The organism is Mycolicibacterium sichuanense, from assembly GCF_033741125.1.
Classification (GTDB): Bacteria; Actinomycetota; Actinomycetes; order Mycobacteriales; family Mycobacteriaceae; genus Mycobacterium.
This window is the reverse complement of the sequence record NZ_JAWQPU010000006.1, coordinates 1-21,320: the sequence shown is the minus strand read 5'-3', so window position 1 is coordinate 21,320 and position 21,320 is coordinate 1. Positions and strand designations below refer to the sequence as shown.

Sequence of the window (21,320 nt, the reverse complement as noted above, 5' to 3'; positions counted from 1 at the left end):
GAGGACGTCATGGGATTGCAGGAGTTCTGGTTCTTCGCCCTGGCCGCCCTCTTCCTCGGATTCCTGGTCCTGGAGGGCTTCGACTTCGGGGTCGGGATGCTGATGGAGTTCTTCGGCCGCAGCGCTCCCGCCGGGCAGCGCGAAATGCACAAGCGGGCAGTGCTCAACACCATCGGCCCGGTGTGGGACGGCAACGAGGTTTGGCTCATCACCGCGGGCGGGGCGATGTTCGCGGCATTTCCGGAGATGTACGCGACGCTGTTCTCCGGGTTGTATCTACCGCTGCTGCTGATCCTGGTGGGCATGATCGTGCGCATCTGCGCCATCGAATGGCGCGGCAAGATCGACGACCCGAAGTGGCGGTCCTGGGCCGACGTCGCCATCGCGGTCGGGTCCTGGCTGCCCGCGGTGCTGTGGGGCATGGCGTTCGCCGCGCTCGTCCGCGGGCTACCCGTCAACGCCGACAAGCAGATCGAGCTCTCGATCGGCGATCTGGTCAACGGCTACGTGCTGCTCGGCGGACTCGCCACCGCCGGGTTGTTCGCGTTCCACGGCGCCGTCTTCATCGCCCTGAAGACCGGTGGCACCGTGCACGACGACGCCGTTGGCTTCGCCGCCCGGCTCGCGCTTCCGGTCACCGTCGTCGTTGCGGTGTTCGGGGGTTGGACCCAACTCGAGTACGGCAAGGACTGGACCTGGCTGATCCTCGGCATCGCGGTGGTCGCCCAGGTGACCGCGGTCATGCTGGTGTGGAGCCGCTCCGGTGACGGCTGGGCCTTCGCCTGCACCGCCACCGTCGTCGCGGCCGTGGTGATCATGCTCTTCGGCGTGCTCTACCCGAACCTGATTCCTTCGACGCTGAACCCGGCGTGGAGCCTGACGATTCACAACGCCTCGTCGTCGCCGTACACGTTGAAGATCATGTCGTGGGCGGCGCTGGTCTTCACCCCGCTGGTGATCGGCTACCAGGCGTGGACGTATTGGGTGTTCCGGCACCGGATCTCCGCGGAGAGGATTCCCCCGCCCATCGGTCTCTCGCCGAGATGATGCGTCGCGACCTGGCCGCGACGGCAGGCTGCGGCGTCGTCATCACCGGCGCAGCCATCGCCTGCGCGGTCCTGGTCGCCGACGTCTTGGCCGGCCTCGTCTCCGACCCGGGCTCGCGCTCGTTGGAGCACTGGTCGGGTGCCCTGTGGCTGCTGTCGGCACTTTGGACCGTTCGCGTCGTGGCTCAGTGGACGCAGGCCAGGCTGAGTCAGCGCGGAGCCACCGCGGCCATCGCCGAGTTGAACCGCCGGGTGCTCACCGCGGTCACCGCACTCGAGCCCCGCGAGTTGGCGGCTCGTCGCGACGAAGCCGCGGTGGTCGTGACGCGCGGTCTCGACGGATTGCGGCCCTACTACACGCGGTATCTGCCTGCGGTCATCCAGGCCGCGGTGCTCACCCCCGCCGCGGTGGTGACGATGGCCTACTACGACCTGCAGGCCGCCGTCATCGTGCTCATCGCACTTCCGCTGGTGCCCCTATTCATGGTGCTGATCGGCCTGGTCACGAAGGAACGCTCGGCGGCATCGCTGACGGCGATGACCACGTTGCAGGCGCGGTTGCTCGACCTGATCTCCGGCATCCCCACCCTGCGGGCGCTCGGACGCGCGGACGGGCCGCAACACCGGATCGCCGAACTCGCTGCCGCCCATCGCCGTTCGACCATGGCGACGCTGCGGATCACGTTCCTCTCGGCGCTGGTGCTCGAATTGCTGGCCACCCTCGGTGTCGCGCTGGTCGCCGTCAGCGTCGGGTTGCGGTTGGTCTACGGCGAGGTCGGCCTGGCCGCGGGTTTGACGGTACTTCTGCTGGCTCCCGAGGCCTTCTGGCCACTGCGCCGGGTCGGCGCCGAGTTCCATGCCGCCCAGGACGGCAGGACGGCGCGGGATCGGGCGTTGGCGCTGCTGGATAGCTGTCCCTCCTCCGCCGGCGGAACCCGACCGCCCCGCGGGACGACGATCCGGTTCGAGGACGTCAGCGTGGCCGGGCGCCACGGTGACGCGCCGCACCGGCTGAGCTTCGAGGTGGACCCCGCGACCGTCACCGTGCTCACCGGACCCAACGGCGCGGGCAAGTCGACCGCCCTGCACGTCGCCCTCGGGCTCGTCGCACCGAGCGCGGGCCGGGTGCTGGTGGCCGGTGACGACCTTGCCGGCATCGACCTGGTGCAGTGGCGCGACCTCATCGCCTGGTTGCCGCAACGGCCGGCGCTGACACCCGGCACGGTGCGGGCGAATCTCGAACTCCTCGGTCCGCTGGCGGATCTCGAGAATGCTTGTCGCCGAGCTGGTTTCGACGAAGTCCTGGCATCGCTCCCCCACGGCATGGATACCGTCGTCGGTCGCGACGGTGAAGGGCTGTCCCTTGGCCAACGTCAGCGCCTCGCCCTCGCGAGGGTCTTCGGTTCGCATCGGCGCGTGCTGCTGCTCGACGAGCCGACGGCGCACCTGGATGCCGCCAGGGAAGGCCACGTCCTGCGGTCGATCCGGGAGCTCGCCGACGAGGGCGCGACCGTCCTCGTCGTCGGTCACCGGGAGGTGATCCGGGAGGTAGGCGACCGGGTGATCGAGGTCGGGGGTGAGATCGTTGCGGCGCACTGATCCGCTTCTCTCGGGGTTTGCCCTGTTGCGACCCCGCCTGCCCCGCCTGGCCCTCGCCGTCCTCTTCGGGGTGCTGGCCCTCGGCAGCGCGCTGGCGCTCGCCGGTGTTTCGGCATGGTTGATCACCAGGGCATGGCAGATGCCACCGATCCTCGACCTGAGCGTCGCGGTCGTCGCGGTGCGGGCGCTCGGCATCTCCCGCGGTGTGCTCGGGTATTGCGAGCGGCTCGCCTCCCATGACACCGCGCTGCGGTCCGCCGGTACTGCGAGGGCAGGCGTCTATCGCGCCCTCGCGGGTGCACCGTCGGAGACCGTGATGCGGTTGAACCAGGGTGCGATCGCCTCCCGGGTGGGAGCGTCGGTCGACGAGTTGTCCGACGTGCTGGTGCGGGCGGTCCTGCCGATCGCCGTGGCCGGCGTCCTGTCGACGGCGGCGGTCATCGTCATCGCCCTGATCTCACCCGTCGCCGCGGCGGTGCTGCTGGCCTGCCTCCTGATCGCCGGCGTGGTGGCACCGTGGCTGGCAGCGCGGGCCGCGACAGCCACCGAAGCCGTTGCTGCTCAGCATCATTCCGAGCGGGACTCGGCCGTCATGTTGGCTCTCGGACATGCCCCGGAGCTGCGGGTCGCCGGTGTCCTCGACGACGTCGTCGCCGAGGCCGACCGCCGGCAACGTGATTGGGGTGCGGCATCCGACCGCGCCGCGCTGCCCGCTGCCTTCGGTGCGGCCGCACCCGTCGCCGCCATGGGCGCGAGCGTGCTCGGCGCGATCGTCGTCGCCGTCGCGTTGGCGCCCGTGCTCGCACCGACGACGTTGGCCATCCTGGTCCTGCTGCCGCTGTCTGCGTTCGAAGCGACGACGGCGCTGCCCGCGGCGGCGATCCAGCTCACCCGGTCCCGACTTGCCGCCGCTCGCCTCCTCGAGCTGACGCGTCCCGATCCAGCGGCCCGGCAACGGCCCTCGGTCGAGCGCATCGACGTCCACGCCGGTGACCGGGTGGCCATCGTCGGACCCAGCGGATGCGGGAAGACCACCGAGTTGATGGCCATCGCCGCCGCCCACCACGATCCGTTCACCGCAGCATTCTTCGCCGAGGATGCGCACCTGTTCGACACCACCGTGCGGGACAATCTCCTGGTGGCCCGCGGGGATGCCACCGACGCAGAACTCCTGCGCGCACTGGATGCCGTCGGGCTCGGCGAGTGGGTCCACGGACTGCCGGACGGGTTGTCGACGATCCTCACCGGCGGGGCTGCTGCCGTGTCGGCCGGGCAGCGCCGTCGGCTGCTGCTCGCCCGCGCCCTGGTCTGCGATCTGCCGATCGTGTTGCTCGACGAACCGACCGAGCACCTCGACGCAACCGATGCCGATCGGCTGCTGCGCGACATGCTGGCGCCGGACGGCTTGTTCGCGCCGACCCGGACCGTGGTGGTCGCCACGCATCACCTGCCAAGCGACGTGACGTGCCCGGTGCTCTACCCTCGGCAGACATGACGGGGCCACGGAACGGAGCGGGCACCGCGGCACTCGTCCTCGCCGTCGCCGGGCTGGTCTTCTGCTGGTCGGTCATCGGCGGCGTGGTCTGTGGTGGAGCCGCATTCGTGCTGGGTTTCGTCGGACGGGGTCGCGCGGCGCGAGGCCAGGCCAACAACGCAGCGATCGCGACCGCAGGAATCGCGCTCGGTTTCGTTGCGGTCGTCGTATCCCTGGCGTTCGCCGTGATCTGGACCTACGCTTGGCAGGACGCCGGCGGCAATGACTACCTCGACTGCGCGACGCGGGCGGGCAACGACCGAGCCGCCGTGCAGGCCTGCATGGACGGCTGGATCGACCACCTGCAGCAGGAATTCGGCGTCACGGTGTCGCGGCCGACCCAGGGAAGTACTTGACGACCCCCTCCTGAACGACCGTGGCCAGGACGCGACCCTCGCCATCGAAGAAGTGGCCCGTGCCCAGGCCCCGCGACTCCGCGGCCACCGGTGACGACGTCGAGTAGAGCACCCACTCGTCGAAGCGCACCGGCCGGTGGAACCAGACGGTGTGGTTCATCGAGGCCGCGAAGATGCGGTCGTGTCCCCAGGACAGGCCGTGGGTGGTGATGATCGAGTCGAGCACCGTGGTATCCGAGGCGTATACCAGTGCGGCGCAGTGGATTACCGGATCGTCGGGCATGGCGCCCCTGGTCGTCAGCCAGACGCGATTGTGGGGCAGGCGCTCCCCCTTGTCGCGCATCACCCAAGCCGGGTCGTTGGTGTAACGCCACTCGATCGGCTTGAGCGCGGCGACGAAGAGCGGCACCGTCTCCTCGTAGCCGACCAAGAGGTCCTCGATGCACGGCACCGTCATGGGATCTGCCACATGGGGTGCTGCCACCCCGTGCTCGAGGCCGCGTCCGCCGGCCATGTGGGACACCAGCGCCGAGGCCAGCAGGACGCCATCCTGCTTGACGTCGACCCGCCGGTTGGCGAAGCGGCGCTCGTCGCGCAACCGCACGACGTGGAACTCGAGATCGCGCGCCGGGTCACCACCGGCCACGAAGTGCACCGAGAGCGTGCTCGGCGGCAGGTCGTGGTCCAACGTGCGGCTGGCCGCCACGAAGGCCTGCGCCATCATCTGGCCGCCGAACGTGCGGATCGGGTTCTTGCTCGGGTGCCCCCCGGTGAACGTGTCGTCGTCCACCCGGTGCAGCTCGAGCACTGCCAGCAGTTCCTCCAGATCAGAGTTGGCCGCCGGCACGCGTCTCCTTAGTGGTCGTCCTCACCGATCCGGTGCACGTGGATCATGTTGGTCGAGCCTACTGTGCCGGGAGGAGCGCCAGCGACGATGACCACCAGGTCACCGCGCTTGTAGCGACCGAGCGACAACAGGGACTCGTCGACCTGGCGGATCATGCCGTCGGTGGTCTGGATGTGCGGCACGATGAACGTCTCGGTACCCCAGGTCAGGGCCAGCTGGCTGCGCACCTCGGGCAACGGCGTGAACGCCAGCAGAGGCAGCGGAGTGTGCAACCGGGCCAGGCGCTTGAGCGTGTCACCGGACTGCGTGAAGGCGACCAGCGCCTTGGCGTCCAGCCGCTCGCCGATGTCGCGGGCGGCATAGGAGATGACGCCGCGCTTGGTGCGGGGCACGTGGGTCAGCGGCGGGGCCGCGGTGGAGTTCTCCTCGACCGCGGTGATGATGCGAGCCATCGTCTTGACGGCCTCGAGCGGGTACTTGCCCACCGACGTCTCGCCGGACAGCATCACCGCGTCGGCACCATCGAGCACCGCGTTGGCGACGTCGGACGCCTCGGCGCGGGTCGGGCGGGAGTTCTCGATCATCGATTCGAGCATCTGGGTGGCGACGATGACCGGCTTGGCGTTCTCTCGAGCCATCTGGATGGCCCGCTTCTGCACCAGGGGCACCTCCTCGAGCGGAAGCTCGACGCCGAGGTCGCCGCGGGCGACCATGATGGCGTCGAACGCCAGCACGATGGCCTCGAGGTTCTCGACGGCCTCCGGCTTCTCCAGCTTGGCGATGACGGGGACGCGGCGACCGACCTCGTCCATCACCTCGTGCACCAGCTCGATGTCGGCGGGAGAGCGCACGAAGGACAGGGCGATCAGGTCAACGCCCAGGCGCAGGGCGAACTTCAGGTCGTCGATGTCCTTCTCGGACAGCGCGGGGACCGACACGTTCATGCCGGGCAGCGAGAGTCCCTTGTTGTTGCTGACCTTGCCACCCTCGGTGACGATGCAGACGACGTCGTTGCCGTCGACCTCGCTGACGGTCAACCCGATGTTGCCGTCGTCGACCAGCAGGCGATCGCCCACGGCCGCGTCCTTGGCCAGTTCCTTGTAGGTCGTCGACACCCGGTCGTGGGTACCTTCGACGTCCTCGACGGTGATGCGCACGGTCTCACCGGCCGTCCAGACGGTCGGCCCGTCGGCGAAGCGGCCCAGCCGGATCTTGGGGCCCTGCAGATCGGCGAGGATGCCGACGGCCCGACCGGTCTGGTCGGAGGCGGCGCGCACCCGCTTGTAGGACATCTCGTGGTCGGCATGGTCGCCGTGGCTGAAGTTCAGCCTCGCGACGTCCATGCCCACCTCGACGAGAGTTTTGATCTGCTCGTCAGAGGAAGTGGCGGGGCCCAACGTACAGACGATCTTTCCGCGTCTAGTCACGTTGACTCAGCATAGTCGTGATCGATTCAGATGACGATTCAGACGGCGGCAAGGGGAAGCGCACCGGGTCTGACCGGCGCGGGAAGCTCGGACTCGCCCATGAGGTAGGTATCGACCGCATGCGCGGCGCTGCGTCCCTCGGCGATGGCCCACACGATCAGGGACGCACCGCGGTGGGCATCCCCGCACACGAAGACGCCCGGCGCGTCGGTCTGCCAGTCCGAACCGCAGGCTAGTGCCCCGCGCCCGTTGAGCTTCAATCCGAGCCCGTCGAGGAGCGGCATGTGCTCGACACCCTCGAACCCGATCGCCAGCAGCGCCAGGTCGCAGGGGATCTCGATCTCGTCGCCGACGGGCGTGATGATCCGGCGGCCGCCCTCATCGCGCTGAACCTTCACCTCGGCGATCACCATGGCCTTGACGTGGCCGTTCTCGTCACCGACGAACCGCTGTACGGCCACTTCGTAGCGACGGGCACCACCTTCTACGTGGGCGGGCGACATGCGCAGCATCAACGGCCAGGTGGGCCACGGCGAGCGCGTGTCGTCGCGCTGCCCGGGCGGCTCCGGGTTGTAGTCCAGCTGGGTGACCGACGCCGCTCCCTGCCGATGCGCGGTGCCGAGGCAGTCGGCACCGGTGTCGCCGCCGCCGATGATCACGACGTGCTTGCCCGCCGCCGAGATCGGTGACGGGCCGTCGCCCTCGCACTCCTTGTTGGCGGGCACCAGGTGCTCCATCGCCAGGTGCACGCCCTCGAGCTCGCGGCCCTCGACCTCGTTGTCCCGGGATCGCAGGGCGCCGACGGCCAATACGACGGCGTCGTGCTGGCGGCGGAGCTGCTCGATGGACAGATCGACGCCGACCTCGCAGTCGGTGACGAACCGCGTGCCCTCGGCCCGCATCTGCGCCAATCGCTGGTTCAGCGTGGCCTTCTCTAGCTTGTACTCCGGTATGCCGTAGCGCATCAAACCGCCGATGCGATCATCGCGCTCGTAGACGGTGACGTGGTGACCGGCCCGCGTGAGTTGTTGTGCCGCAGCGAGTCCCGCCGGCCCCGAACCGACCACCGCGACGCCGCGACCCGTCGAGATCGCAGCGGGCTGCGGTTCGATGGTGCCGTTCATCCATGCCGTGTCGACGATGGATTGTTCGATGCGCTTGATGGTGACGGCGCCACCCGTGTCGGCCTCTGCGATCGACAGCACGCACGCCGCCTCACATGGGGCCGGACACAACCGGCCGGTGAACTCTGGAAAGTTGTTGGTCGCATGAAGCCGATCGATTGCCGCGTTCCACCGACCCCGTCGTACCAGGTCGTTCCACTCGGGAATGAGGTTGCCCAACGGGCAGCCCGCAGTGCCGGAGTGGCAGAACGGAATTCCGCAGTCCATGCAGCGCCGGGCTTGCTGGGACACCTCGTTGGCCCGCTCGTGGGGGTCCTGGGTCTCGTACACCTCGCGCCAGTCACCGACCCGCTCGTCGACGGGCCGCTTGGCGGCCTCGACCTTGGGCACCTTGAGGAATCCGGTCGGGTCAGCCACGGGTTGCCTCCATGATCGCAGTGTCCACGTCCCGACCCTCTGCCTTGGCCATGCGCGTGGCGTGCAGCACCTTCTCGTAGTCGGTCGGCATGATCTTCGTGAATTGCGCACTGCGCCTTGGCCAGTCCGACAGCAACGACCGCGCCACCGTGCTGCCGGTGCGGTGACCGTGCTGCGCGACGACACCGTGCAGCCACGTCAGATCCTCGGGTTCTAGGCGCTGCAGCTCCACCATGTCGAGGTTGACCATCGCCGGATCCAGCCCCAGCACGTAGGCGATGCCACCGGACATCCCCGCGGCCATGTTGCGGCCGGTGGGCCCGAGCACCACCACTCGCCCGCCGGTCATGTACTCGCAGGCGTGGTCGCCGACTCCCTCGACGACGGCCAGCGCGCCGGAGTTGCGCGCGCAGAACCGCTCCCCCACCCGGCCCCGCAGGAACACCTCACCGGACGTCGCGCCGAACAGCAGTGTGTTGCCGGCGATCACGTTGTCCTCGGGCAGGAACAGCACGTCGTCGTCGGGCTTGACGATCACCCGCCCGCCGGACAGTCCCTTGCCGACGTAGTCGTTGGCATCACCGATCAGTTCGATCGTGATGCCGGGCGGCAGGAAGGCGCCGATCGACTGGCCGGCCGAACCCACGAGGGTGACGTGGATGGTGTCGTCGGGAAGGCCCTGCGCGCCGTACCTGCGGGTGACCTCCGATCCCAGCAGGGTGCCGACGGTGCGATTGACGTTGCGCACGGGCAGTTCCAGCCGCACGGGGTGGGCGTCCTCGAGGGCCCCCTCGGCCAACGCGATGAGGGTCTGGTCGAGGGCATGCTGCAGCGCGTGGTCCTGGTCGCGGAGCTTGCGGCGCTGGGTCAGTTGAGCGCCGTGCGCGTCCGTCGGCACCGTGAAGATGGGCGCCAAGTCCAGGCCCTGACTCTTCCAATGCGCCACCCCCGGTGCGGTGTCGAGCATGTCGACCCGTCCGACCGCTTCGTCGATGCTGCGGAAGCCCATCTCCGCGAGGTACTTCCGGATGTCCTCGGCGATGAACCTGAAGAAGTTCTCGACGAACTCGGGCTTGCCGTTGAAGCGGGCCCGCAGCACCGGATTCTGCGTCGCCACCCCAACGGGGCAGGTGTCGAGGTGGCAGACCCGCATCATGATGCAGCCCGCCACCACCAGCGGGGCCGTCGCGAAGCCATACTCCTCGGCGCCGAGCAGCATCGCCACCATCACGTCGCGCGCGGTGCGCATGCCGCCGTCGCACTGCACCGTGATGCGGTCACGCAGACCGTTGAGCACCAGTGTCTGCTGGGTGTCGGCGAGCCCGATCTCCCACGGCGCGCCCGCATGCTTCAGCGACGTCAGCGGCGCGGCGCCGGTACCGCCGTCGTATCCCGAGATCAGCACGACGTCGGCGTGCGCCTTGGAGACCCCGGCCGCGACCGTGCCGACCCCCACGGAGCTGACGAGCTTTACGTGGATGCGGGCCTCGGAGTTGGCGTTCTTCAGATCGTGGATCAGCTGCGCCAGATCCTCGATCGAGTAGATGTCGTGGTGCGGCGGCGGTGAGATCAGCCCGACGCCCGGCGTCGAGTGCCGTGTCTTGGCGATGTTCGGATAGACCTTGTAACCGGGGAGTTGACCGCCCTCACCGGGTTTGGCGCCCTGAGCCATCTTGATCTGGATGTCGGTCGCATTGACCAGGTAGTCGCTGGTCACCCCGAACCGGCCGGAGGCCACCTGCTTGACCGCGCTGCGCCGGCGCGGGTCGTACAACCGGTCGACGTCCTCGCCACCCTCACCCGAGTTCGACCGCCCGCCAAGGTTGTTCATGGCGATCGCCATCGTCTCGTGCGCTTCCGCGGAGATCGATCCGTAGCTCATGGCACCGGTGTTGAAACGGGTCATGATCGACTCGGCGGACTCGACCTCCTCGAGCGCCACCGGTTCGCGCAACCCGGTCTTGAACTCGAACAGTCCCCGCAGTGCGCCACCTTCACGTGACAGCCGGTTCACTTCGTCGGAGTACTGCTCGAATACCTCGTGGCGACCGGTACGCGTCGAATGTTGAAGCAGGAAGACCACTTCCGGCGTGAACAGGTGCAGCTCGCCGTCCCGGCGGAATTGATATTCGCCGCCCACCGACAGTCGGCGGTGGGCCCGTTCGGTCGGGTTCTCCGGATAGGCGCGACGGTGCCGGAACCTGACCTCTTCGGCGAGCACGTCGAGTCCGACACCGCCCAGCTGCATCGGCGTCCCGGTGAAGTACTCGTCCACGACCTCGCGGTCGATGCCGATCGCTTCGAACGCCTGCGCGCCCGTGTAGGAGGCAACCGTCGAGATGCCCATCTTGCTCATCACCTTCATGACGCCCTTGCCGAGCGCCTTGAGGTAGTTGCGCACCGCGGTGGCCGGTTCGATACCGGTCAGCTCCCCCTCGCGGATGAGGTCTTCGATCGATTCGAAGGCCAGGTACGGGTTGACCGCGGCGGCGCCGAACCCGATCAACATGGCGATGTGGTGGACCTCGCGGGCATCACCGCTCTCGACTACCAGGGCGACCGAGGTGCGCTCCTTGGTGCGGACGAGGTGATGGTGCACCGCCGACACCGCGAGCAACGACGGAATGGGTGCCTTGGTGTGGTCGGAGTCGCGGTCGGAGATGACCAGCGTGCGGTACCCCTTCGTGATGGCCTCGCACGCCCGGATCCGCAAGTCCTCCAGCGCTTCGGCAAGGCCCTCGCCGCCGCGCTCGACGTCGTAGAGCGCGCGCAGGACCTTCGTCTTCAAACCCGGCTGCTCGCCGTCGGCGTTGATGTGGACGATCTTGTTGAGCTCGTCGTTGTCGAGCACCGGCCACTTGAGCACGATCTGCCGGCACGACGCCGCGGTCGGCTCGAGCAGGTTGTGCTCGGGTCCCATTACCCGTGACATCGAGGTGACTACCTCCTCGCGGATGGCGTCCAACGGCGGGTTGGTCACCTGGGCGAAGAGTTCGACGAAGTAGTCGTAGAGCAGGCGCGAGCGCTGCGACAACACCGCGGCCGGGGTGTCGGTACCCATCGAACCCAGCGGCTCGGCACCGGAAGCGGCCATCGGCGTCAACATGATTCGCAGGTCTTCCTCGGTGTAGCCGAAGGAGATCTGACGCCGCACCACCGAGTCGTGGTTGGGCTGCACGCGCACGCGCTCGGGCAGCGTGGCCAGGTCGAGCAGACCCGCGTGCAACCATTCGTCGTAGGGCTCGGCCGCGGCAAGACCGTCCTTGATCTCGTCGTCGGAGACGATGCGGCCCGCCGCGGTGTCGATCAGGAACATCTTGCCGGGTTCGAGTCGACCCTTGGCCACCACCTCGGTGGAGGCGACGTCCAGGACGCCGCTCTCGCTGGCGAGGATGATCCGGTCGTCGATGGTGCGCCACCAACGTCCTGGCCGTAATCCGTTGCGGTCCAGTACCGCACCGACGACGGTGCCGTCGGTGAACGTCACGCAGGCGGGCCCGTCCCACGGTTCCATCAGGGATGCGTGGAACTGCCAGAAGGCCCGCCGCTGCGGGTCCATGGTGGTGTTGTTCTCCCATGCCTCGGGGATCATCATCAGCACGGCCTGGGGCAGGCTGCGTCCGCCGAGGTGCAGCAGCTCCAGGACCTGGTCGAACGACGCTGAGTCGGAGGCCTCGGCCGTACAGATCGGCGACAGCCGGGCCAGGTCGCCGGGGATCTGCGCGCTGGCGAGCATTGCCTCACGGGCGTGCATGCGGTTGCGGTTGCCGCGCACGGTGTTTATCTCGCCGTTGTGTGCGACGAAGCGGAACGGGTGCGCCAAGGGCCACGACGGGAACGTGTTGGTGGAGAACCGACTGTGCACGATCGCGATCGCGCTCATGCAGCGCTCGTCGCGCAGATCCGAGAAGAAATGCGGCAGCTGCATCGTGGTGAGCATGCCCTTGTAGGCGATCGTGCGGCTGGATAACGAGGCGAAGTACACCTCACCCTGCTCGGCGAGCTTGCGCACGGGGTAGACGCGGCGGTCCAGGTCGATGCCACCGGGCCGGCTGCCGTTGCGCTCCGGCGCGGCCACGAAGAGTTGAGCGAAGTGGGGCATGCAGCCGAGCGCGGTCAGACCGACGCCAGCGCCATCCGGGTCCACCGGAACCTCGCGCCAGCCAAGGACTTCGAGCCCCTCGTCGGCCGCGATCGTCTCGATGCGCTCGACCTCCGCGGCGCGGGCCACGAGATCCTGCGGAAGGAAGCAGATGCCGGCCGCGAACGTGTTGGCGCCCTGCGCAGTTGGCGCGGGCAACTCGAAGTCGACGACCTCGCGCAGCAACTCGACGGGAAGCTGCAACAAGATTCCGGCGCCGTCACCGCTGTTGGGTTCGGCACCTGCCGCACCGCGGTGTTCGAGATGCTCCAGAGCCGTCAGACCATCGGCGACGATGGCGTGGGAGCGGCGTCCCTTGATGTCGGTCACCATGGCCACGCCACAGGAATCGGCCTCGTTCTCGGGGTCGTACAGACCCTGAGCTTCTGGCAATGCCGAAAAGAGCACTCGCAGCACCTCCGCAGTCCGGGAAATCAGTGGTGTGGGACTGCGGCGGCCCGAACGGCCAGTGTATCAGCGGGGAGGAGCGGTTACCCGCGGATGAGCGTCGGGACCAGCGGGAACCCGGGCAGGTTGCGGACCACGGTCCAGGTGACGGCTGCGACGATCACGATCGCCACGGCGGCCCTCGGCATCAGCTTCCGACCCCCCCGCGCGCGAACGGCCAGCCAGATCGCCAGCAGTGGCAACCCGACGAGCAGGAACACGTTGTCGGTCACGGCGGCGGCGAAGTCGCCGTGCAGCAGGTCGTGGGTCATGCGCAGACCGCCGCACCCCGGGCAGTTCCACCCCGTGAGCAGATGGAAGGGGCACGTGGGAAACCCGAATCCTGGCGCGTGGGGATCTCGGATCCCGACGTAGGCGAGGGCACCGACGACTACTCCCGCGGCGCCGACGGTCGCGTACGGGAGTCTGGCGTTGCTGGTGGCGTGCTCGGGTTCCATCGCGCCGTCCAGCATGCCAGAACGTCGCACGGCCAAGGGTGCACCTTCAGTAGCCCGTCTCGATCGGGTAGCGGTAGCTCTCCTTGAGGGTGTGCAGGTGCACCCAGCTGTGCAGCTGGGTCACCGAGGTCAGTGCCCGCACTCGTTCGATGGCGGTCACGACGTCGGAGAGGGTGTCCGCATGCAGCGTGGCGACCACGTCGTACCGCCCGATCGTGGTGGCCAGGAACCGGATCTCGGACAGTTGGCGAATCTGCTCGACGCCATCGGCTGCCCGTCCGCGCATGCGGATGCCGAGCCCGACGTCGACCTTGCGTCCCTCCCGTCCCGGGACGGCGATCGCGCCGATGCGGACCACCTCTGCCTCGATCATGCGCAGGGTGCGCGCGCGAGCCGTTCCCACCGAGACCCCGGATCGGGCGGCCAGCGCCGTGTAGGGCATCCGGCCGTCGAGCTGCAGCAGCGAGAGCAGCCGTCTGTCGACGCCGTCCAGCCACGCCACCGACACCTTCGTCGGCCCGAGGACGTCGCGCACCAGATCCGTGTACACCAAGGTCTCGGTCGACTCGACGCCGTCCAGTGAGCGGATGACGTCCAGCAGCTTGGAGAGTTCGGTGTCGTCGTGAGCACGCACCTCGGCGATGAGCGGATACGCGCCGCTGGCGAGGGATACGAACGGCACCTCTGGGCGCATCGCCAGCCGGCCGCCGACGTCGATGGCGGGGGCACTGGTGGCGATCGACACGTGCGCAAGGGAGCGGACCCCGACCGTCTCGGGGTGCACCATGCCGACCACGCGCACGTCGGTCGTGTGCAGCAGTGCGGCCAGCCGCTTGGACGCGGTGGTGCGAGAGACACCGAGACGCGTGGCCAACTCCCCCGGCCCGACCCGCCCGTCGATGCGCAAGGCCGCGAGGATCTGGTCGTCCAAGTCGTCCAGCCGGCTGCCGACGCGCGAGTCATCTGAAGTTAACAAAGCGTCGAACACTCCGCCTCCGCTAATCAAATCTGCAGTTGGTCACCGACATCGAGTAGATGCGTGCATTATCGACCAGAGTAGATCGGCAGATCATCGATATTGCCCCGGTTGGAGTGCATATCTGGTGTTGAGGGTTCTGGTCCGCGCTCCTACGGTTTCAGTGCACCCGCAAACGACCACAGGAGTCCCCATGAATCGGCGGAGCCAACCTGCCCACGTCGCCACCGTCGTCGGTGCGGCGTTGAGTGCCCTCCTCGTCAGCGCTTGCGGTGGCGGCGACAGCACGAGCGCAGCGTCGGGCAAGGCGCCCGCCGGCCTGCTCCAGGCGGGTCAGCTGTCGGTGTGCACCGACCCGGAGTATCCGCCGATGGAGTACCTCGAGAATGGCGACACGGCCAATCCGACGGGATTCGACTCCGACGGCGCCCGCGCTCTCGGCAAGCTGTGGGACGTCAAGGTGGTCTTCCAGAACACGTCGTTCGACGGGTTGATCCCGGCGCTGAACGGAAAGCGTTGCGACATCACGTGGTCGGCTCTCTACGTCAGTCCCGAACGACAACGCGTCGCCGACGGCATTCCGTTCATGACCACCGGCCCCGGTTTGATCGTTCGCAGCGGAGACGAGTCGATCCGCTCGTCCGACGACCTGCCCGGCAAGACCGTCGCCGTGCAAGGCGGTGGTTCCAATGAGCTGACGCTGAAGACCCTCTCGGACCAATTCGTCGCCGCGGGCAAGCCCGGCATCACCATTCAGCCCTATCCGAAGACCGCGGAGACGGTCGCCGCGGTCACCAACGGCAAGGCAGACGCGCTCATCGAAACCGACGTCGCGGTCGTCGACATGGTGAGCAAGTCGGGTGGCAAGCTCACCTCCAAACCCGGCATCTTCCCCACCGAGACGCAGTTCGGCGTATTCACCAGGAAGGGTTCGGAGCTGACGCAGCCAGTGACCGCCGGGATCAAGCAGCTCATCGCCGACGGGACACTGCCCGACCTGGCGAAGAAGTACGGTCTCGACCCGTCCCGACTCGTCAGCCCCTGACCACCATGGACTTCGAGTGGGACATGTTCACCGCGGCGTTGACGTCGAGCGCGTTTCTGCGGGGCGCCATGTTGTCGGTGGCGCTTGCGGTGTGCGCCATGGTGCTGGCATCCATCGTGGGCTTCGGTGTCGCGCTGCTGCGCATCGCCTCGAACCGAATCGCCACCTTCGTCGGCGGTGCCTACGTCTGGTTCTTTCGTGCCATTCCGACGCTGCTCGTCCTGCTGTTGATCTGGAACGCCGGGCCTCAGCTGCTGCCCGCTCTTCGCGAGAACTGGTTCACGCCATTCCTGGCGGCGCTGATCGGATTCTCCATCGTCGAGGCCGCCTACATGGCCGAGATCCTGAGATCGGCGCTGCTGTCGGTCGACGATGGCCAGCACCAGGCCGCCCGTGCCCTCGGTCTGGCACCACACCGGGTGCTGTTCAAGGTCGTTCTCCCGCAAGCGATCAAGGTCGCGATCCCACCTTCGGGCAATGAATTGATCGCCATGCTGAAGTACACCTCGCTGGCTTCGGTGATCTCGTTGCGTGAGCTGTTGACGACCGCCCAGTCCCAGGTATCGGTGACCTTCCGCTACGCCGAGTACTATTCGGCTGCGTTGATCTACTACCTGGTGATCGTCTCCGCGCTGATGGCCGTCCAACACGTCATCGAGCGCCGCTACCGCTGGATCTCCTCGGGACGCGTTGGTCAGGCCTCCGGCACCAAGGTCGGCGCGGCGGTACCCGCATGAACGCGTCCGTGCTGCAGGCGATCGACCTGCATCGCCGCTACGGCGACACCGAAGTCCTCAAGGGTGTCGACTTCTCCGTCGCCAAGGGGCAGGTCAAGGCCCTGCTTGGCCCGTCCGGGTCGGGGAAGTCCACGATACTGCGGCTGATGGCGCTGCTGGAACACCCCGACTCCGGTGAGATCTTGTTGAACGGCAAGCAGGTTGGCGTCACCGCGCGGTCAGACGGCTCCAAGCGCCGACTTCCCGAGCGTCACCTGGCGGTGCAGCGCCGCGACATCGGCATGGTGTTCCAACGTTTCAATCTCTTCGCCCATCTCGACGTCCTTCGCAACGTCACGCTAGCGCTCACCGAGGTCGTCGGATTGAACAAGGCCGACGCCGCCAGTCGTGCCGAGGCGATGCTCGAGCGCGTTGGCATGGCCGACCGGTTGCGGCACTACCCCAGCGAGCTCTCCGGCGGTCAGCAGCAGCGCGTCGCGATCGCCCGGGCGCTCGTCACGAATCCTTCGGTCATGCTCTTCGACGAACCCACGTCGGCACTCGATCCCGAACTGGTCGGAGAGGTGCTCGAAGTGATGGAGGGCCTCGCCGACGCCGGAATGACCATGGTGGTGGTGACCCACGAGGCCCGCTTCGCACGACGGGTAGCCGACGAAGTCATGCTCTTCGACGGCGGCGTGATCGTCGAACAGGCACCGCCCGAACGGTTCTTCGACGATCCTCGTCACGACCGAACCCGCCAGTTCCTCTCCCATCTGCGCGGGGTGGGCCACTGATGCGGGCGCCGCTGGCGGTGTACACCGACCTCGATGATGGCGACGATCCAACCCCGGGGATGGATCTGTTGCGAGCCAACGGTTTCCAAGTTGACTACGCACAGTCCCGCGATCCGGACGTGATCGCCGCCGCCGCACGCGACGCCACGGCTCTGCTGGTTGGCTACGCGCCCATCGACGAAGCCCTTCTCGAGCGGTTGCCCAAGCTGCGCGTCATCTCCCTGCTGTCGAATGGTTCGGACAACGTCGACGTCGAGGCCGCCTCGCGACGCGGGATCTGGGTGGCGACAGTCGGCCCGGTGGCGAGCGAGGAAGTCGCGACCCATGCCTGGGCGCTCACGTTGGCGTTGATTCGCCGGCTTCCCTACTTCATGCGCTCCGGGGTCGAACACCCGTGGGATGCCCGCCCCACCGAGGCCCCACGCCGACTGTCCGAACTCACGGTCGGCATCCTGGGACTCGGGTCCATCGGCCGCCGGTACGCCGAATTCGCCTCTGCTGCCGTGCGACGAGTGGTTGCGGCCGAACGTCCTGGCGCCGCCGCAGTACCGGGGGTTGGCACCGCGCCCTACGCCGAGGTGCTCGCCGTCAGCGACGTGCTTGGCGTGTTCCTACCGTTGACCAAGGACACCCGCGGACTGCTCGACGCCAGCGCCTATGCGCGGATGCCCCGCGGTGCACACGTGGTCAACGTCTCGCGAGGGGCCGTGGTCGACGCTGACGCTCTGCTGGCCGCCGTGGATTCGGGGCATCTCGCGGGAGCCGCGCTGGACGTGTTCGAGCAGGAGCCGCTGCCCGCGTCGCATCCCCTGCTCGAGCACCCGCGGGTGATCACGACGCCGCACGTCGGGTTCTTGTCCGACATCACCGACGCCGAATACGTGCGACGACAGGCCGATGCGGTCGTGACGTGGCGCGTCAACGGCCGCCCCGATCGCGCCATCAACCGGGTAGCGGTGCGGTCGTGACTGAATTGCAGCTCTATCAATCGATGTGGGCGATGGAGGACCTGCCGTGGCGGGGAGCACCCTGGACGTTGGCCGAACAGGTGGCGCGGATCGCCGAAGCGGGTTATGCGGGCCTCGGCGTCGATCTAGGGGCGCGCCAGGCCCCCGCGGCGACGGCGATCGCACCGATGATGGCCGCCCGCGGTCTGCGCGGTTGCGTCCTGGTCTTCGCCTCCTGCGACGAGGACGTCCACGAGGCCATTCGCTACGCCAAGATCATCGACGCGGACTGGATCATCTGCTGCGCGAGGGTATTCGGGTTCGACGTGACCGGGTTGACGCACCTCCTCAGCCGGTGGCAACGGATGTGTGCGGACGTCGGCATCGACATGCAGCTGGAGACACATCGCAATACCGTCACCAATGACCTGCGGTTCACCTGCCTGCTGCTAGAGGAACTCGACGAGTCGATCGAGCTCGCCGCGGACCTGTCGCATTACGTGTGCGCGCACGAGATTCCGGAACGGACCGAACCTGGTTACGAATCCCTGGTCTCGACCGTCCTCGACCGGTCGGGTTCACTGCAGGGTCGGATCGCCACCCGCGCCCAGATCCAGGTGCCACTGGGTCATCCGATGGCGCGACCGTGGGAACCACGATTCAAGAACTGGTGGACTCAAGGATTCGCGTCGCTGCTGCGGCGGCACCCGGACCGTCCGGTGCGCTTCGTCACCGAGCTCGGCACCACCCCTTATGCGATCACCGACTTCGAGGGACGGCAGATCTCGGACCGCTGGGCGGAGTCGACGACGTTGATGCGCTGGGCGGCAGACGCCTTCGAATCGGCACTGGACGATGACCAGCGACGGCACCACGAGAATTGGACGACAGACGATGCATGAAGTCGACTACCTAATCACCTCCGCGGGCAACCGTGTGGCCAGTGGACCACTGATCAATGACAGCTCCCAATGCGCGTTGATTCCTGCGCGCGCCTACACCAGCGCGGCTGCCCACCAGCTCGAGCAGGAACGGATCTTCGCCGCCGGATGGGTTTGGGCGGGCTATGCCCATTGGGTCGACGAACCGGGACAGGTCAAGCCCATCACCGTTGCCGGCCAGCCACTGTTGATGATTCGTGGCGACGACGACCAGATCCGCGTCTTCCACAACTCGTGCCGGCATCGCGGGATGGCGCTGACCGAGGAACCCATCAAGGTCAAGCGCCGCATCCAATGTGCCTACCACTGCTGGTCCTACGACTTGGACGGCAAGCTGGCCGTCACGCCGTACTTCCAGCGTGAGCGTCAGGGCCGCAGCGGGCCGGCCGACAAGAGTGCGCTGGGATTGTTGCCGGTCGCGTGCCGGGCGTGGGCGGGGATGGTGTTCGTCGATCTCAGCAACCGTGAAATCGGTACGGCGACAGCATCATTCGATCAGTTCATCGCCCCGCTTGCGCAGCGGTGGTCGCACATCGACTTCAGCCGGATCCGGTTGGCCGACGAGCGCGTCTTCGACGTCGCCGCCAACTGGAAGCTCGTCGTCGAGAACTTCCTCGACTTCTACCACCTCCCGTTCATTCACCCCCAGGTCGGTCCCGTGGACTCGTCACTGGACGTCGACGACGAGGTGCTGGCGCCGCAGATCATCGGCGGTTCCTATCCGCGGGGTGCGACGGGCAAGGCGGCCAAGACGTCCGAGGCGCTGCCATTCCTCGGCGACGTTCCGCTGGACAAGACCGAGAATCAAGACATCTTCTGCGTGTTTCCCAACGCACTGTTGTTCTTGGAAGCGGACTGGTTCCAGGTCATCGGCTTCGAGGCGCTCAGCGCCGACCGTACCGTCGAGCACATGGCGATCTTCGTCGACCAGGACGGCGCATCCGAGGATCACTCGGTGAATCGCAAGCGCCTCGCCGACGTGCTGTTCGGGGTGAACGAACAGGACCTGCCGATCCTGGACAAGTTGCAAACGGGACGGTATTCGCCGGCCTCGGACCGCACCAGTCTGGTGCCGCACTGGGATCAGGTGACGGCGATGTTCCAGCAGCTCGTCGCCGACCGCACCGGTGATCCTGCTGCGCTGGGGAAGTGAGCATGGGCATCGACCAGCGCGATCCCGCGGTGAGCGAGGCTCGACTGCGCCAGGAGCTGGCCGCGGTGTACCGCCTGGTCGCCCACTACCGGATGACCGACTTGGTGTTCACGCACATCTCGGTGCGGCTCCCCGGTGAGGACGATCACTTCCTGATCAACCCCTACGGACTGCTCTTCGAGGAGATCACCGCATCGAGTCTGGTGCGAATCGATCTGGACGGCAGGATCATTGGCGACACGCCGTATCAGGTGAACCCGGCTGGATTCGTCATCCACAGCGCGATCCACGCCGCGCGTCATGACGCGATGTGTGTGTTGCACACGCATACGCTCGCCGGCTGCGCAGTGGCGGCGTCGGCCTCGGGGCTGTTGCCGGTGAACCAGATCTCGATGGAATTCTTCGATCGCGTGGGATATCACGACTACGAAGGCGTTGCCCTGAACCTGGACGAGCAGAAACGGCTGGTGGAGGATCTCGGTGCGCACGACGCGCTGATCCTGCGCAACCACGGACTGCTGACGGTCGGCGCAACCCCCGCACGGGCCTTGCTGCGGATGTACTACTTGAACAAGGCCTGCGAGATCCAGGTCGCCGCATCGCAACTCGGAGAATTGACGATTCCAGACCCCCGGATCAGCGAGCACGCCGCGCAACAGCTCGTGGGCGGCGCCTCCGGGGACGACTACACCGACGACGTGGGGTACGACCTGGCCTGGGCGGCGATGCTGCGAATGCTCGAACGCACCCAGCCGGACTATCGCGACTGACGGCGCCGGTCTAGCCGCGCCGCTGCCACCACCGCTTCTTCGGCGCCGGACGTGCGACTGGGGCAGCCCTGACCTCGGCGGCCGGTGCCTCGGTTTCCTCCGACTCAGTGGCCACGTCATCGGCAGTCGCTTCGGCTTCTGCGGTGGCTTCGACGGCGGCGTCATGCACCTCGGCGGCGTTGGCGTCAGCGGCTTCGGCGTCTTCGCCTTCGACTGAACCCACACCGCCAGCCTCGAACTCGGCGTCCTCAGGCTCCGCAGACGTGGACTCGGTGGCCACGTCATCGGCAGTCGCTTCGGCTTCTGCGGTGGCTTCGATGGCGGCGTCATGCACCTCGGCGGCATTCGCGTCAGCGGCTTCGGCGTCTTCGCCTTCGACTGAACCCACACCGCCAGCCTCGGCCTCGGCGTCGCCAGCCTCGGCGTCCTCAGCCTCGGTGGCCTCCGACTCAGTGGCCACGTCATCGGCAGTCGCTTCGGCTTCTGCGGTGGCTTCGACGGCGGCGTCATGCACCTCGGCGGCATTCGCGTCAGCCGCTTCGGCGTCTTCGCCTTCGACTGAACCCACACCGCCAGCCT

General features: G+C 67.5%; 17 protein-coding genes and 1 pseudogene. 11 read left to right on the top strand and 7 right to left on the bottom strand.

Annotated elements, in window-relative coordinates; translation table 11 throughout:
• Positions 1 to 9: 9 nt before the first annotated feature.
• Genes cydB through SBI80_RS18435 form a run of 4 tightly spaced genes read left to right on the top strand, consistent with a single transcriptional unit; the run spans position 10 to position 4,535 of the window.
• Positions 10 to 1,047: a cytochrome d ubiquinol oxidase subunit II gene (cydB, locus tag SBI80_RS18450; protein ID WP_318976270.1), complete on the top strand. Its 1,038-nt coding sequence runs from the start codon at positions 10 to 12 to the stop codon at positions 1,045 to 1,047.
• On the top strand, positions 1,047 to 2,645 hold the full coding sequence (gene cydD / locus SBI80_RS18445; RefSeq protein ID WP_318976676.1) for a thiol reductant ABC exporter subunit CydD: 1,599 nt from the start codon (positions 1,047 to 1,049) through the stop codon (positions 2,643 to 2,645). Before cydB ends, cydD begins: the two co-directional genes overlap by 1 nt.
• The gene (locus SBI80_RS18440) at positions 2,632 to 4,140 is read left to right on the top strand and encodes an ATP-binding cassette domain-containing protein (RefSeq protein WP_413232751.1); all 1,509 of its coding nucleotides are present in this window, start codon (positions 2,632 to 2,634) and stop codon (positions 4,138 to 4,140) included. The genes cydD and SBI80_RS18440 overlap by 14 nt, the downstream gene beginning before the upstream one ends.
• On the top strand, positions 4,137 to 4,535 hold the full coding sequence (locus SBI80_RS18435; RefSeq protein WP_318976269.1) for a DUF4190 domain-containing protein: 399 nt from the start codon (positions 4,137 to 4,139) through the stop codon (positions 4,533 to 4,535). The genes SBI80_RS18440 and SBI80_RS18435 overlap by 4 nt, the downstream gene beginning before the upstream one ends.
• Here SBI80_RS18435 and SBI80_RS18430 read toward each other — a convergent pair.
• The 6 genes from SBI80_RS18430 to SBI80_RS18405 form a co-directional block, all read right to left on the bottom strand.
• Complete coding sequence (locus tag SBI80_RS18430; protein WP_318976268.1) at positions 4,501 to 5,382, bottom strand: acyl-CoA thioesterase II; 882 nt, start codon at positions 5,380 to 5,382, stop codon at positions 4,501 to 4,503. The genes SBI80_RS18435 and SBI80_RS18430 overlap by 35 nt on opposite strands.
• A gap of 8 nt (positions 5,383 to 5,390) precedes the next feature.
• Positions 5,391 to 6,809: a pyruvate kinase gene (gene pyk, locus SBI80_RS18425; protein WP_318976267.1), complete on the bottom strand. Its 1,419-nt coding sequence runs from the start codon at positions 6,807 to 6,809 to the stop codon at positions 5,391 to 5,393.
• 38 nt (positions 6,810 to 6,847) lie between these two features.
• Entirely contained in the window at positions 6,848 to 8,350 is a 1,503-nt protein-coding gene (locus tag SBI80_RS18420) for a glutamate synthase subunit beta (protein ID WP_318976266.1), read from the bottom strand.
• Positions 8,343 to 12,899, bottom strand: a complete 4,557-nt coding sequence (gene gltB, locus SBI80_RS18415) for a glutamate synthase large subunit (RefSeq protein ID WP_318976265.1) — start codon at positions 12,897 to 12,899, stop codon at positions 8,343 to 8,345. Before gltB ends, SBI80_RS18420 begins: the two co-directional genes overlap by 8 nt.
• An 83-nt stretch (positions 12,900 to 12,982) precedes the next feature.
• Entirely contained in the window at positions 12,983 to 13,396 is a 414-nt protein-coding gene (locus tag SBI80_RS18410; protein WP_318976674.1) for a DUF2752 domain-containing protein, read from the bottom strand.
• 46 nt (positions 13,397 to 13,442) lie between these two features.
• Entirely contained in the window at positions 13,443 to 14,384 is a 942-nt protein-coding gene (locus SBI80_RS18405; RefSeq protein ID WP_318976264.1) for an Lrp/AsnC family transcriptional regulator, read from the bottom strand.
• 181 nt (positions 14,385 to 14,565) lie between these two features.
• On the opposite strand from SBI80_RS18405, the gene SBI80_RS18400 reads away from it, so the two are divergent.
• The 7 genes from SBI80_RS18400 to SBI80_RS18370 are packed head-to-tail and all read left to right on the top strand — an operon-like array spanning position 14,566 to position 20,741.
• A complete protein-coding gene (locus SBI80_RS18400) occupies positions 14,566 to 15,417 on the top strand; it encodes an ABC transporter substrate-binding protein (protein ID WP_318976263.1) in 852 nt (283 codons plus the stop codon).
• Between the two features lie 5 nt (positions 15,418 to 15,422).
• Positions 15,423 to 16,154: an amino acid ABC transporter permease gene (locus tag SBI80_RS18395; RefSeq protein WP_318976262.1), complete on the top strand. Its 732-nt coding sequence runs from the start codon at positions 15,423 to 15,425 to the stop codon at positions 16,152 to 16,154.
• Positions 16,151 to 16,930 (top strand): amino acid ABC transporter ATP-binding protein, encoded by a 780-nt coding sequence (locus SBI80_RS18390; protein WP_318976261.1) that lies wholly within the window; start codon positions 16,151 to 16,153, stop codon positions 16,928 to 16,930. The genes SBI80_RS18395 and SBI80_RS18390 overlap by 4 nt, the downstream gene beginning before the upstream one ends.
• Positions 16,930 to 17,898, top strand: coding sequence for a C-terminal binding protein (locus SBI80_RS18385; protein ID WP_318976260.1), 969 nt, complete (start codon positions 16,930 to 16,932; stop codon positions 17,896 to 17,898). The genes SBI80_RS18390 and SBI80_RS18385 overlap by 1 nt, the downstream gene beginning before the upstream one ends.
• Complete coding sequence (locus SBI80_RS18380) at positions 17,895 to 18,779, top strand: sugar phosphate isomerase/epimerase family protein (protein WP_318976259.1); 885 nt, start codon at positions 17,895 to 17,897, stop codon at positions 18,777 to 18,779. Before SBI80_RS18385 ends, SBI80_RS18380 begins: the two co-directional genes overlap by 4 nt.
• Complete coding sequence (locus SBI80_RS18375; protein ID WP_318976258.1) at positions 18,772 to 19,971, top strand: aromatic ring-hydroxylating oxygenase subunit alpha; 1,200 nt, start codon at positions 18,772 to 18,774, stop codon at positions 19,969 to 19,971. Before SBI80_RS18380 ends, SBI80_RS18375 begins: the two co-directional genes overlap by 8 nt.
• Before the next feature lie 2 nt (positions 19,972 to 19,973).
• On the top strand, positions 19,974 to 20,741 hold the full coding sequence (locus tag SBI80_RS18370) for a class II aldolase/adducin family protein (protein ID WP_318976257.1): 768 nt from the start codon (positions 19,974 to 19,976) through the stop codon (positions 20,739 to 20,741).
• Positions 20,742 to 20,751: 10 nt separating this feature from the next.
• On the opposite strand, the pseudogene SBI80_RS18365 reads toward SBI80_RS18370, so the two are convergent.
• Positions 20,752 to 21,320: pseudogene (locus SBI80_RS18365) on the bottom strand (prolipoprotein diacylglyceryl transferase); the annotation flags it as partial.